13 protein-coding genes, 1 tRNA gene and 1 other RNA gene are annotated in these 11,892 nt (G+C 73.2%); 2 read left to right on the top strand and 13 right to left on the bottom strand.

Annotated features, from left to right (window positions below):
* Positions 1 to 57: 57 nt before the first annotated feature.
* Together JT1_RS03810 and rnpB are read left to right on the top strand one after the other, a co-directional pair.
* On the top strand, positions 58 to 1,317 hold the full coding sequence (locus tag JT1_RS03810; RefSeq protein ID WP_068323239.1) for an APC family permease: 1,260 nt from the start codon (positions 58 to 60) through the stop codon (positions 1,315 to 1,317).
* A gap of 65 nt (positions 1,318 to 1,382) precedes the next feature.
* Positions 1,383 to 1,763, top strand: an RNA gene (gene rnpB, locus JT1_RS03805) — RNase P RNA component class A.
* A gap of 98 nt (positions 1,764 to 1,861) precedes the next feature.
* On the opposite strand, the gene JT1_RS03800 is transcribed toward rnpB, so the two are convergent.
* The 13 genes from JT1_RS03800 to JT1_RS03740 form a co-directional block, all read right to left on the bottom strand.
* Complete coding sequence (locus JT1_RS03800; RefSeq protein ID WP_068323236.1) at positions 1,862 to 2,446, bottom strand: TMEM165/GDT1 family protein; 585 nt, start codon at positions 2,444 to 2,446, stop codon at positions 1,862 to 1,864.
* Between the two features lie 215 nt (positions 2,447 to 2,661).
* Positions 2,662 to 4,125 (bottom strand): RNB domain-containing ribonuclease, encoded by a 1,464-nt coding sequence (locus tag JT1_RS03795; protein ID WP_068323234.1) that lies wholly within the window; start codon positions 4,123 to 4,125, stop codon positions 2,662 to 2,664.
* A gap of 39 nt (positions 4,126 to 4,164) precedes the next feature.
* Positions 4,165 to 4,911 carry a YaaA family protein gene (locus tag JT1_RS03790; RefSeq protein ID WP_068323226.1) on the bottom strand — a complete coding sequence of 249 codons (747 nt, stop codon included), beginning with the start codon at positions 4,909 to 4,911 and terminating at the stop codon, positions 4,165 to 4,167.
* A 5-nt stretch (positions 4,912 to 4,916) separates the two neighbouring features.
* Positions 4,917 to 6,134, bottom strand: a complete 1,218-nt coding sequence (locus tag JT1_RS03785; protein ID WP_169701835.1) for an O-succinylhomoserine sulfhydrylase — start codon at positions 6,132 to 6,134, stop codon at positions 4,917 to 4,919.
* Positions 6,131 to 6,541, bottom strand: coding sequence for a rhodanese-like domain-containing protein (locus JT1_RS03780; RefSeq protein ID WP_068323225.1), 411 nt, complete (start codon positions 6,539 to 6,541; stop codon positions 6,131 to 6,133). The genes JT1_RS03785 and JT1_RS03780 overlap by 4 nt, the downstream gene beginning before the upstream one ends.
* Before the next feature lie 60 nt (positions 6,542 to 6,601).
* Positions 6,602 to 7,180, bottom strand: a complete 579-nt coding sequence (locus JT1_RS03775) for a YqaA family protein (RefSeq protein ID WP_169701834.1) — start codon at positions 7,178 to 7,180, stop codon at positions 6,602 to 6,604.
* A complete protein-coding gene (locus JT1_RS03770) occupies positions 7,146 to 8,267 on the bottom strand; it encodes a bifunctional RNase H/acid phosphatase (protein WP_068323221.1) in 1,122 nt (373 codons plus the stop codon). The genes JT1_RS03775 and JT1_RS03770 overlap by 35 nt, the downstream gene beginning before the upstream one ends.
* On the bottom strand, positions 8,267 to 9,004 hold the full coding sequence (locus tag JT1_RS03765) for a zinc ribbon domain-containing protein (RefSeq protein WP_068323219.1): 738 nt from the start codon (positions 9,002 to 9,004) through the stop codon (positions 8,267 to 8,269). The genes JT1_RS03770 and JT1_RS03765 overlap by 1 nt, the downstream gene beginning before the upstream one ends.
* Positions 9,001 to 9,864, bottom strand: a complete 864-nt coding sequence (locus JT1_RS03760) for a Nif3-like dinuclear metal center hexameric protein (RefSeq protein WP_068323217.1) — start codon at positions 9,862 to 9,864, stop codon at positions 9,001 to 9,003. Before JT1_RS03760 ends, JT1_RS03765 begins: the two co-directional genes overlap by 4 nt.
* A gap of 1 nt (position 9,865) precedes the next feature.
* A tRNA-Val gene (locus JT1_RS03755) sits at positions 9,866 to 9,938 on the bottom strand.
* Positions 9,939 to 10,002: 64 nt separating this feature from the next.
* Positions 10,003 to 10,977 (bottom strand): isopenicillin N synthase family dioxygenase, encoded by a 975-nt coding sequence (locus JT1_RS03750; RefSeq protein ID WP_068323215.1) that lies wholly within the window; start codon positions 10,975 to 10,977, stop codon positions 10,003 to 10,005.
* A 20-nt stretch (positions 10,978 to 10,997) separates the two neighbouring features.
* Complete coding sequence (locus JT1_RS03745) at positions 10,998 to 11,519, bottom strand: peroxiredoxin (protein ID WP_371836283.1); 522 nt, start codon at positions 11,517 to 11,519, stop codon at positions 10,998 to 11,000.
* A complete protein-coding gene (locus JT1_RS03740) occupies positions 11,477 to 11,845 on the bottom strand; it encodes a DUF3052 domain-containing protein (protein ID WP_068323478.1) in 369 nt (122 codons plus the stop codon). The genes JT1_RS03745 and JT1_RS03740 overlap by 43 nt, the downstream gene beginning before the upstream one ends.
* Between the last annotated feature and the right edge of the window lie 47 nt (positions 11,846 to 11,892).

The following is an 11,892-nucleotide window of genomic DNA, read 5'->3' as shown; positions in this document are numbered from 1 at the left end:
AGCCGCCGCGGGGCGCGTCACCTGCGGCGGCCACCGAGGGTGGGGCAGTCTGGAGCCATGACGAGCGCACCGGGTGGGAGCACGGGCACGCTGCGGCGCGGCCTGGGGCTGCTCGATGCCGTGGGCGTCGGGATCGCCGCGATGGTCGGTGCGGGGCTCTTCGTCGTCTTCGCCCCGGCTGCCGCTGCTGCCGGTGACGGCCTCCCCTTCGCCATCCTGCTGGCCGCGGCCATCGCCGTCGCCAACGCCGTCTCCTCCGCGCGCCTGGCCGCGGTCCACCCGCAGTCCGGGGGGACCTACGTCTACGGGCGCGAGCAGCTCGGGGTGCCGTGGGGGCACCTCGCGGGCTGGGCCTTCATCACCGGCAAGACCGCCTCGTGCGCCGCCATGGCGATGACGATCGGGGTCCATCTCTTCCCCGACGCGTCGAGGGTCGTGGCCGTCGTGACGGTGCTCGCCGTCCTCGCGCTCAACCTGAAGGGCGTGCAGCGCTCGGCCCGCGTCGCCCTGGCCATCGCGGTCGGCGTCCTCGCGCTCGTCGTGACCTTCGCCGTCGTGCTCCTCGTCAGCCCTCCTGCGCTGGCCGAGGCGCCGCTGGTCGACCCGGTGGTGCCCGGCGGCCCGGTCGGCATCGCCCAGGGCGCCGGGTTCCTGTTCTTCGCCTTCGCCGGGTACGCCCGCATGGCCACGCTCGGCGAGGAGGTCGCCGACCCGCGCCGGACGATCCCGCGGGCCATCGCCATCGCCCTGGGCATCGTGCTGGCCGTCTACGTCCTCGTCGCCGTCGCCCTGACCCAGGGCTTCGGCGTGGGGTGGCTCGCGGCCCGGCAGGCGCCGCTGGCCGAGGCCGCGGAGATCTCGGCGTGGCCCTGGCTCGGCCCGGCGCTGCGCATCGCCGCGGTCGTGGCCGCCGGCGGGGCGCTCCTCGCCCTCACCCTGGGGGTCTCGCGCACCGTCCTGGCCATGGCGCGGGACAGGCACCTGCCGCCCGTCCTCGCCCTGGTCGACGGTCCGCACGCGGTGCCGCGCCGGGCGGAGGCGGTGGTCACCGCCGTGGTCATCGTCCTCATCGTGCTCGGGGACCTCGACGGGGCGATCGGCTTCTCGAGCTTCTGCGTCCTCGTCTACTACGCGATCGCCAACGCCAGCGCGTGGACGCTCGAGGGGGGCTGGGTCCACCGGGTCATCCCGACGCTCGGCCTGCTGGGCTGCCTCGGCGTCGCCGTCCTCCTGCCGGTCCCCTCGGTGATCGCCGGCGTCGTCGTGCTGCTCGTCGGGGCGACGACCGGGTGGGTGCGGCACACGACCCGGGAGTGACGCCCGTCTTGGCTCGACCCACCCGGCGCGAAGGGTGCCGATGCACCCGTAGACTGCTCGGCGGATGAGTCGGCCGGACGGCTGCGTCACCACCTCGGTGGTGTCGAGGAAAGTCCGGGCTCCACAGGGCAGGGTGGTGGCCAACAGCCACCCGGGGTGACCCGCGGGACAGTGCCACAGAAAGCAGACCGCCACGACCGCCTCGGCGGTCGCGGTAAGGGTGAAACGGTGGTGCAAGAGACCACCAGCGATCCGGGTGACCGGATCGGCTCGGTAAACCCCACCCGGAGCAAGTCCAGACAGTGTGCGTCCGAGGGCGGCCCGCCCGAGCACACGGGTAGGACGCTGGAGGTCGTCGGCAACGGCGACCCGAGATGGATGGCCGTCACCCGGGCACCGGCGACGGTGCCGGGGGACAGAACCCGGCTTACAGGCCGACTCATCCCCCGCACGGCTGTGCACACGAGGTCGTGCTGATGCATCCGGTGGCGTCACGAGCCACGAGATGCACCAGCACGACCTTTCGTGCACACGCGGGCGCCGGTCAGCCGAACCAGCCGAGCCCCTCGGCGATGAGCACCAGCCCGAAGATCGCGAAGGCCGCCGCGGCGCCGTACGTGATGACCTTCTCCGGGAGCTTGCGTCCGAGGATCGCGCCGGCCGCGATGGCCAGGGCGTCCGCGGCGACCATGCCGATCGTCGAGCCGATCCACGTGCCGAACCAGTCCTCCCGCACCGCGAGGGTGATGGTGGCCAGCATCGTCTTGTCACCGAGCTCGGCGAGGAAGAAGGCGACACCCACGGCCAGGAGCGCGGACCCCTTCGCCTTGCGGGCCTTCTGCGCCTCCTCGTCCGTGAGTTCGTCACCGCGCAGGGTCCAGGCGGCGAAGGCCAGGAACGCGAGGCCGGCCACGATCGCGATGGCTCCTTGGTACTTCTCGAAGCTCGCGCCGATGAAGTACCCGATGCCGACGGACGCCAGGTGGACCACGGCGGTGGCTGCGGTGATGCCGATGATGACATCGCGGGCCCGGTAGCGGGTCGCGAAGGTCATCGCCATGAGCTGGCTCTTGTCGCCGAGCTCGGCGACGAAGATCACCACGGTGCTGAGCACCAGTGCAGAGAACATGAAAAAACTCCTCGTCCGCCCGGACGAGGAGTCGTGATGCGACGAGCCCCGACCGGGATCGTCGCAAACAAAACCGGTCGAAAGTCTCGTCCGCCAGGTGACTGGCCCGATGTGCCGGAGCCGGGGCCGAGGCCGAGGCTCAGTGTGTCGACACACCTGTTGGGGACTACTCCCTTTCGCTGCCGGTGAGTCTAGACCATGGCGAAGAGGGTCCCTCACGCCACCTCGAAGTCCACCGTCCCGGTGGCCAGGTCGACCTGCGTCAGGCGCACGGTGACCTCGGCGCCGAGCCCGGCCGCCCCCTTCGCGCGGGCCAGGACGGGCGGGTCGAGCAGCTGGACGTCGAGGGCGCCGGCGTCGTCCTTGCCCTCGGGCACGTCGACGACGACCGCGACGAAGTCCTGCCCGACACGGTCGGCGAGGGTCGCGGCCTCGACCGCATCGGTCGTCGCGCGCTCGACGCCGCCGGCCCGTCGGTCCGAGGCCTCCATGAGCTCGGGCAGCTGCGGCAGCGCCTCCCGCACCCACGCGGGGACCTCTCCCCCGGCGCTCAGTGCGGCACACAGCGCCAGACCGAAGCGGTCGACGAGCCGACGCAGCGGCGCGGTGACGTGGGCGTACGGGGCGCCGATCGCGGCCTGCTCGACGAGCTCGGGCAGCTCGCCGTCGAAGGCGGTGTAGCCCGCCCCGCGGAAGAGGACGGTCGACTCGTGGATGAGCGCGAGGTGCCTGGGATCGCGGCCGTCGAGGGAGCGCAGGAAGGCCCCGTGGTCGGTCCCCTCCGGCCAGTCGACGCCGAGCGCCCTCGCGACCCGGCGCAGCTGGTTGATCGCACGCTCCTGCGGCGGGGGCATCGTGCGCAGGATGCCGACCCCGGCCGCCAGCATCATGTCCGCGGCGACCATGCCGGTGAGCAGGGAGATCTGCGCGTTCCAGTCCTCCGCGGGCACGAGCGGGCGCAGGTGCAGCCGGAAGCCGCCCTCGACCTCCTCGACCTGCTGGTCCGGCATGGGCAGGGAGGCACCGCCACGCTCCTGCTCGAGCGCGATGCGCTTCTCCCCGATCTCCTTGAGCAGGACGAGCCGCTCGTCGTCGGTGCCGGCGTCGATGCTCTCCTGCACGGCCGTGTACTCGAGCCGGTCGACGCTGCGCACGAGCGCGGGGCGGACCTCGGCGGCCGTGTGCTCACCGCGGGCGTCGAGCCGGATGTCCCACACGTACGCCGGCCGGGTCTCCCCGGGCAGCAGGCTGGCGGCCCCCTCGCTGAGGACGGGTGGGTGCAGCGGGGTGCGCTGGTCGGGGGCGTAGATGGTCTGCCCACGGCGGCGGGCCTCGGCGTCGATGGCTCCCCCGGGCTCGACGAAGGACTCCAGGTGCGCGATGGCGTACCGCACCCGGTACCCGTCTCCGTCGCGCTCGAGGTGCATCGCCTGGTCGAGGTCCATGGACCCGGGTGGGTCGATGGTGAGGAAGGGGACGTCGCTCTCGTCGCGCTCCGGCGTGGACAGCGGCGTCGCCGCGACCCGCTCGGCCTCGGCCACGACCTCGGCCGGGAACTCCCCCGGTACCTCGAGCTCGGCGCGGATCGCGTCGAAGCGCCCGCTGAGACCCGCGGCGGCGACGACGTCGCCCGACTCGGGGTTGGTCGGGCGGAGGGTGACGGGGTGCTTCGCGGCCATGCTCGCCACCCTAGATGGCGAACCCGCCGACGGCCCGGGTCACCGAGCCGTCGTGTCGAGCACCCAGGGTCGTCCGGGTCCGGCGGGTTCGTGCAGCTCCACGTCGAAGGCCGGTGCCAGCGCCGCGGCCAGCGCCCGGGGCGTGCGCGGCTCGCGGTCGACCCCGAGCAGGTGCCGGGCGACGAGACCTCGGGTGTGCTTGGCCATGTGGGTCGCGCCGGGCACCCGGATCTGCACCCACCGCTCGGCGGTCGCGCCGCTCGGTACCCACGCCGCGACGTAGGTGCTGGAGCGGCAGTCGACGACGAGCCCGGTGCCCGCCGCGGCGGTCAGCTCGGCGGCGAGGGCCTCGCGCCAGTGTCCCGCGAGCGGGCCGATCCCGGGCAGGTTGACCGCCATCGACAGCCGGTACGGCGGGATGCGGTCGTCGGGGTGGACCGCGCCGAAGAGCGCCGAGACGACCACCAACCACCGGTTGGCCCGGCGCCGCTGGCCGGGGGTCAGGTCGCCGAGGTCGAGCGCGTCGTAGAGCACGCCGGTGTAGACCTCCGCCGCCGGCGGCGCCGGGGCAGTGGTGAGGGCCGTGTTGCGCGCCACCTCCTCGACGAGGTTGGGGCTGACCCCGAGGACCTCGTGGGCGTCCTCCCTGGCGCTCACCGCGGCCACGGCGTCGAGCACCTGTCGACGATGCCCCGCGAGGTCCGGGTAGGAGAGCGAAGGGAGGTCCAGCGCCTTGCCGCGGGAACGGCCGGCCTTGGACTCCGACGGGGGCAGCAGCACGAGCACGGTCGTCAGCCCAGGGCGCGACGCAGGTCGGCGACGAGGTCGTCGGCGGACTCGAGGCCGATGGAGATGCGCAGGGTCGCGTCGGTGATGCCGATCGCCGCTCGCGCCTCCTCGCCCATCCGGCGGTGCGTCGTCGTCGCCGGATGGGTGATGAGCGACTTCGAGTCCCCGAGGTTGTTGGAGATGTCGACGGTGCGCAGGGCGTTCATCACCGCGAAGGCCTCCGCCTTGGCCCCGACGACGTCGAAGGTCACGACGGTGCCGCCACCGCTCATCTGCCGCTGGGCGAGCTCGTGCTGCGGGTGCCCGGGCAGCCACGGGTGGACCACGCGCCGGATCCGGGGGTGCTCCTGCAGGGCACGCGCCACGGTGAGCGAGGACTCGGCCATGCGCCGCACGCGCAGGTCCATCGTCTCCAGCCCCTTGAGGAGCACCCAGGCGTTGAAGGGCGACAGCGACGGCCCGGTGTGCCGGATGAGGTTCTTGACCGGCCCGTCGATGTAGTCCTGCGGCCCGAGGATCGCGCCGCCGAGCACCCGTCCCTGGCCGTCGATGTGCTTGGTCGCGGAGTACACGACGATGTCGGCGCCGTGCTCGAGGGGCCGGGAGAAGACCGGGGTGCCGAAGACGTTGTCGACGACGACCTGGGCGCCGGCGGCGTGCGCCAGCTCGCTGACCGCGGCGATGTCGACGAGCTCCTGCATCGGGTTGCTCGGCGTCTCGAAGAAGACCGCGGTCGTCGGCTCGGAGAGCGCCTCGCGCCACTGGTCGAGGTCGGGGCCGTCGACGAGGACGGTCTCGACACCCCAGCGCGGGAGGATCTCGTCGACGATGACGAAGCAGCTGCCGAAGAGCCCGCGCGAGGAGACCAGGCGGTCCCCCTTCCCCAGCAGCGCCGCCAGGGCGGTGAAGACCGCGGACATGCCGGAGGCGGTCGCGTACGCGGCCTCGGCGCCCTCGAGCAGCCGCAGCCGCTCCTCGAGCATCGCGACGGTCGGGTTGCCGTAGCGCGAGTAGACGAACTTCTCGACCTCGTCGGTGAAGGCTGCCTCGGCCTCCTCGGCGCTGCCGTAGACGAAGCCGGAGGTCAGGAAGAGCGCCTCGGAGGTCTCGTCGAAGGTCGTGCGGGCCTGCCCGCCGCGCACGGCGAGGGTCTGCGGGGACAACCCCTCCGGGTCGAGGTAGGGCCGCGGGTTGCCCGGGCCGAAGGGGGCCGCGCTCACCCCTGCCTCCACGGCAGACCGGCCTGCTTCCAGCCGTTGACCGCGCGGTGGCCGCGCGCGTCCAGCTCACCCTCGAAGCCCTCGCGCACGTTGATCGCCTCGGCGTAGCCGGCAGCGGCGGCGGCGACCTGGGCGGCCGCCGAACGGGCACCCGAGCGGCAGAGGAAGAGGACCGGCGCCTCGGTCGGCACGCTCGCCCGGAGCTCGTCGAGGAAGGCGTGGTTGGGCGCGCCCTCGGGGAAGGTCGTCCACTCGATGGGGATGACCTGCTTGCCGAGAGCGGTGAGGTCGGGGAGTCCGACGAAGGACCACTCGGCGCGGGTGCGCACGTCGACGAGGACCGCGTGCGGGTCGCTGCCGAGTCGCTCCCACGCCTGCTGGGGGGTGAGGTCTGCGGGCGGGGTCATGACGGACAGGTTAGGTTCCGGGACCACCGTCGACGCACACGGGGTCAGGACCCGAGACGCTCAGTGGCCGAGGTCGATGCCGCGGCTGACGAGCCACGACGTCGCCAGGAACCGCAGGAGGCACCCGGCCGTCGTGACGACGAGGAAGAGCACGATGTTGAGCCGCTTGATGCCGGCCGCGACGGTGACCACGGCGAGCGGCGGGAAGCCGATGCCCGAGCTGGCAAGCAGGACGAGCGGGCCCAGCCGCGGACGGTCGAGGACGTCGATCATCGCCCTGCTCCACCGGGTGAGGCGCGCGCGGACCGGGCCGGGAGGCGTGCGCTCCACCTGTGCCTCCCGGGCCTCCTTCTCCTCCCGACGACGGGTGTACGCCTCCGCTCCCTTCGCCGCCGCCACGAAGTGGGTCATCTTGCCCGCGACGAGCCCGATCGTCATGACGGTGACGTGCAGCAGCCATGAGTCGGGGAAGATCACCGGCGCGGCGAGGGCATAGATCTCGGCGTTGAGCGGTGGGAAGAAGGCGGACAGCAGGCCGAAGAGCGCTGCACCGATGAGGCCGGACGCGGTCAGCCAGGTGGGCAGGTCGGTGATGTCCCGCTCCTCACGTGCGGTTGGTGAAGGCCACGACGGCCTCACCACCGGGCCAGGCCTCGACGGCCGTCAGCGAGCCCGGGCTGCCGGCGATGCGCCAGAGCCGCTCGTGCGGCAGGCCGAGGACGTGGGCGAGGACGACGAGGATGGGTTTGCGGTGCGAGGCGATGACGACCGTGCCGCCTCCGGCGACGACCGCCTCCCAGGCCGCGAGGACGCGTTCGGCCATCTGCGTGTGCGACTCCCCGCCCGGTCGGGCGTAGCCGGGGTCCTCGCGCAGCGCGCGGAAGTCCTCGCGGTGGGCGGCGATGAGGTCGGTGACGGCCTGCCCGTCCCAGTCGCCGAAGGACTGCTCGTCCCAGGCCGGGTCCGCCTGCGGGGTCACGCCGAGACGGTCGGCGATGACACCACCGGTCTGCCGGGCCCGGGCCAGGTCGGAGGTGATGACGCGGACCTCGGCGTCACCGACCAGCTCGGCGACGAGCTCGCCCGCCCGGACCGCCTGCGCCCGGCCGGCGTCGGTGAGGCCCGGGTCGAGGCCGCCGCGACCGTCGATGCGGGACTGCTCGGTGAGCTCGGTGACGCCGTGGCGCACGAGGACGACCCGGGTCGCCTCACCGCGTCCGGCGCGCGGGCGCACCGGCTCCTGCTCCCCGTCGCGGGACGGGGAGAGGTCGTCACCCGCCTGCTCGCTGCCGTGGTGGTCCTCGACGTGCTCGCCGTCCATGCCGCGGTTGGACAGCGCGTCGGCATCGGCGTTGTCGGCCCGCGGGACCCAGGTGAACTCGACCGACCCCCCGGCCCGGGTGATCTGCTGGACGAGGTCCCGCCCCTGCAGCGCCAGCTCGCGCATGTCGGGGTGCTTGATCTTCCACCGGCCCGACATCTGCTCGACGACGAGCTTGGAGTCCATCGCCACGACGACGTCCGCGTCGGGGCAGATCCGGTGCGCCGCAGCGAGTCCCGCGAGCATGCCGCGGTACTCGGCGACGTTGTTGCTGGCCGTGCCCAGGGGCGCCGCCAGCTCCACGAGCACGGTGCCGCCCTCGTCCCGCACGAGTGCGCCGTAGCCGGCGACACCGGGGTTGCCCCGGGACCCGCCGTCGGCCTCGACGCGGAGGGCGCGCCCCATCAGTCGTCGGAGTGCGTGCGCACGAGGATGCGGCCGCACTCCTCGCAACGGACGACCTCGTTGGACGCCGCCTTCTCGATCGCGGCCCGGTCGACCGGGTTCAGCTCGAGCCGGCACCCGCCGCAGCGGCCCTGCTGGAACTCGGCAGCGCCCAGGCCGCCCGAGGATGCACGGATCCGGTCGTACAGGGCGAGCAGCGGGTCGTCGATGCTGCCGGTCAGCTCCGCGCGGGGCGCGGACACGCTCGCGCGCTCGGCGTCGAGCTCGGCCAGCGCGGCGTCGCGCTCGGCGGTCAGCCGGTCGACCTCGGCCTGGGCCTCCTCGCGGGCGCTCGTCAGCTCGGCGAGACGGGCCTCGGCGCCCTCCTGGCGCTCCATGACCTCGATCTCGACGTCCTCCAGCTCGGCCTGGCGCCGGGCGAGGGACTCGAGCTCGTGCTGCATCGCCGTGAGGTCCTTGGGCGTGCCCTGGCCGGCGTCGAGCCGAGCCTGGTTGCGGGCGGTGCGGTCGCGCACCTGCTGCACGTCGGACTCGGCGCGCTCGACCTCACGGCGGATGTCGGACAGGCCCGTCTCGACGCGCACGACGTCGTCGGAGACGGTCTGCAGCCGGGCGCTCGCCTCCTTGAGGGCGGCGATCTGGGGCACGCGGCCTCGGGCGTGGTCGATCTGCTGCAGGCGCGTGTCGAGCGCCTGCAGCTTCAGCAGCCGGGCCTGGACGAAGGGGTCTGCCTTCACTGCGGGTCTCCTTGGTCGGGTCGTGCGCCGACGGTGAAGCTCCACGGGTCGGTGCAGATGGTGCTCACGTGGGTCTCCAACCCAACCACGTCGCCCCCGGCGGCCGCGAGCGACTCCCCGAGCCGGGTGAGCATCTCCCCCAGCCACAGCGACTCGGTCGCCCAGTGGCCGGCGTCGACGAGGAAGGGGGTGCCGCCCCGCGTCGTCGCGTCCTCCCGGGCCTCGAGGGCCGGGTGGTGGCGGAGGTCGGAGGTCACGTAGACGTCGGCCCCGGCCGCCGCGGCCGCGTCGACGAGCCCGTCGCCGGCACCGCCGAGCAGGGCCACGCGGCGGACCCGTCCGTCGGCCGGCCCGGAGACCCGGATCCCCGCCGGTGCGGGCGGGAGCGCCGCCGCCAGGGACCGGGCGAACTGGGCGAGGGAGACCTCCGCGGGCAGGTCGCCGACCCGCCCCATGGCCCGCCCCTCCTCGAGCGTGAGCGGCTCGGTGGCGGTCAGGCCGCACGCCGCCGCGAGGGCGGTGTTGACGCCGGGCTCGGCGACGTCGGCGTTGGTGTGGGCCACGTAGAGCGCGACGTCGCCGACGACGAGGGAGGTGACGGCCGCTCCCTTCGCGCTCGTCGTGGCGACGGAGTGCACGCCGCGCAGCAGCAGGGGGTGGTGCGTGACGAGCAGGTCGGCCCCGGCCTCGCGGGCCTCCTCGATGACCTCGAGGGTGGGGTCGACGGCGGCGTGGATCCGCCGGACGGGCTGCTCGGGGTCACCGGTGACGAGGCCGACCCTGTCCCACGACTGGGCGGTGTCGACCGGGTACATCTCCTCGAGCGCCGTGAGGACGTGCCGCAACCGGATGGTCTCCATGTGGGCCCGGCCGGGCTCGAACCGACGACACCCGCGGTGTAAACGCGGTGCTCTACCACCTGAGCTACAGGCCCCCGGCGCCTCACTGCGCCGGCCGTCATTGTGTCAGGCCGACGCCGCCCTCGAGGACGTCGTGCGTCAGAGCCGCCGCGCGTCCTCGATGAGGTTGATCTCGTAGAGGACGAGGTCGAGGGCGTCGGCCGCGCTGATCGGCGAGAACAGCTGCGGCGTCTGGTCCGTCACGGTCGACACGAGCGGGCTGAGGACGGTCCACGGCGTCGGGTGGGTGAACTGGACCACGGAGTACCGGTCGCCGTCCTGGCCGGGGGAGGCGACGACGCGGTGGATGCCCGGCTCGATGGCGCCGTTGGTGACGACCTCGAGCATGAGCCCGGTGTTGATGATCGCGCCGCCCTCGGGGGCGATGGCGTCGACCCACTCCCCGCTGTCCTTCAGGCGCACCTGCAGCCCGGCCGCGGTGGCGCGGGGCAACGCGGTGATGAGGTTGATGTCGGCGTGCTCGGCGGCCCAGACGTGCGGCGCGTCCGGGGCGGACTCCATCGCCGGGTAGTGGATCGCGCGGGAGAGCGTGGGCCCGTCGACGAGCATCTTCTCGAAGTAGTCCGGGTGCGCGCCCACGCCGGTGGCGATGATCCGCAGGACGCGGCGCTGGAGGTCGGCCACCGACCGGTGGAAGGCCGTGAGCGTCTCGGTGATGCCCGGGACGGCCGACTCCGGGAGCACGGGGTCGTGGTAGCGGTGCGGGTAGCGCGTGCGCAGCGGGTGCCCGGCCGGGATCGAGGGACCCCAGTTGAGCATCTCCTTCCAGTCCGCGACGTCGGCGGTGGCCGCGGTCTCGACGAGCAGGCCCGTGTAGCCGGTCTGGCCATGCGTGCCGGGGGCGACGAACTGCTCCTTGACCTCGCGCTCGGCGGAGAAGAACTCCTCGAGCATCCCGTAGGCGGAGTCGATGAGGTCCTCGGACAGGTCGTGCCTGACGTAGACGAAGCCGGTCTCCAGCGACGTCATCAGGCCGTCGACGACGGCCCGGGCGCGCTCACCGTCCCCGGACTCGAAGGCCAGCAGGTCCACCTCGAGGATGTCGTCGCTCATGGTGGCGGACGATACCTGCCTCAGGCCGGCTGATCGTCCTGGCCGAGTGCCGCGAGCGCCTCGTGGTAGCCGCTGAGATCCCGGGCCTGGCCGGTGGGGTTGACGAGGGACCAGGCGATCCGAGCGTCGGGGCCGACGAGGAAGGTCCCGCGCAGCGCCATCCCCCGCTCCTCGTCGAGGACGCCGTAGCTGTCGGCGACCGCCCCGTGCGGCCAGAAGTCGGACAGCAGCGGGAAGAAGTAGCCCTCCCGGTCGGCCCAGGCCCGCAGGCTGAACATCGGGTCGCACGAGATCGCCCAGGTGGTCACCCGGTCGGACTCGAAGCGCCCCAGGTCGTCACGGATCTCACCGAGCTCGCCGGTGCAGATGCCCGAGAAGGCGAAGGGGTAGAAGACGAGCAGGACGGCCCGCTCGCCGAGGTGCTCGGAGAGGGTGACGTCGCGGCCGTTCTGGTCGCGCAGGGTGAAGTCGGGCGCGTGGGCGCCGACGGCGAGGGCGCTCAGCGTGCACCCTTGCGTGCCGCGAGGCGGGTCGCGACCCACTCCTCGGAGCACATGACGGACCCGGAGGTGTGCAGCCCCGCGGTCTTGGCGGCCTCGTCGACCTCGCTCGGGTCGACCTCGTCCTGCTGGCCGGGTCGCGGCGTCACGAGGACGATCGAGGACCCCTCCGCGAGCGTGCCGAGGGTGTCTACGAGCGCGTCGGTGAGGTCACCGTCCCCGTCGCGCCACCACAGGATCACCGCGTCGACGACACCGGTGTAGTCCTCGTCCTCGAGCTCTTCGCCGATGACGTCCTGCACGGCCGAGCGCAGCTCGTCGTCCACGTCGTCGTCCCAGCCGTACTCCTGGACGACCTGCCCGGTCATGAAGCCCAGCTTCTCGACGGCGGTCGTGGCGAGCTCACCTCCTGAGG

The organism is Janibacter terrae NBRC 107853 (assembly GCF_001591405.1).
Taxonomy (GTDB): Bacteria; Actinomycetota; Actinomycetes; order Actinomycetales; family Dermatophilaceae; genus Janibacter; species Janibacter terrae.
The sequence above is the reverse complement of the archived record's forward strand: the minus strand, read 5'-3'. Positions and strand labels throughout refer to the sequence as shown.

Coding starts and splice junctions, on each gene's coding strand:
- JT1_RS03810 (WP_068323239.1), top strand. CDS start 58: ATGACGAGCGCACCGGGTGGGAGCACGGGCACGCTGCGGCGCGGCCTG.
- JT1_RS03800 (WP_068323236.1), bottom strand. CDS start 2,446: ATGTTCTCTGCACTGGTGCTCAGCACCGTGGTGATCTTCGTCGCCGAG.
- JT1_RS03795 (WP_068323234.1), bottom strand. CDS start 4,125: ATGGCCGCGAAGCACCCCGTCACCCTCCGCCCGACCAACCCCGAGTCG.
- JT1_RS03780 (WP_068323225.1), bottom strand. CDS start 6,541: ATGACCCCGCCCGCAGACCTCACCCCCCAGCAGGCGTGGGAGCGACTC.
- JT1_RS03770 (WP_068323221.1), bottom strand. CDS start 8,267: ATGGGGCGCGCCCTCCGCGTCGAGGCCGACGGCGGGTCCCGGGGCAAC.
- JT1_RS03760 (WP_068323217.1), bottom strand. CDS start 9,864: ATGGAGACCATCCGGTTGCGGCACGTCCTCACGGCGCTCGAGGAGATG.
- JT1_RS03750 (WP_068323215.1), bottom strand. CDS start 10,977: ATGAGCGACGACATCCTCGAGGTGGACCTGCTGGCCTTCGAGTCCGGG.
- JT1_RS03740 (WP_068323478.1), bottom strand. CDS start 11,845: ATGACCGGGCAGGTCGTCCAGGAGTACGGCTGGGACGACGACGTGGAC.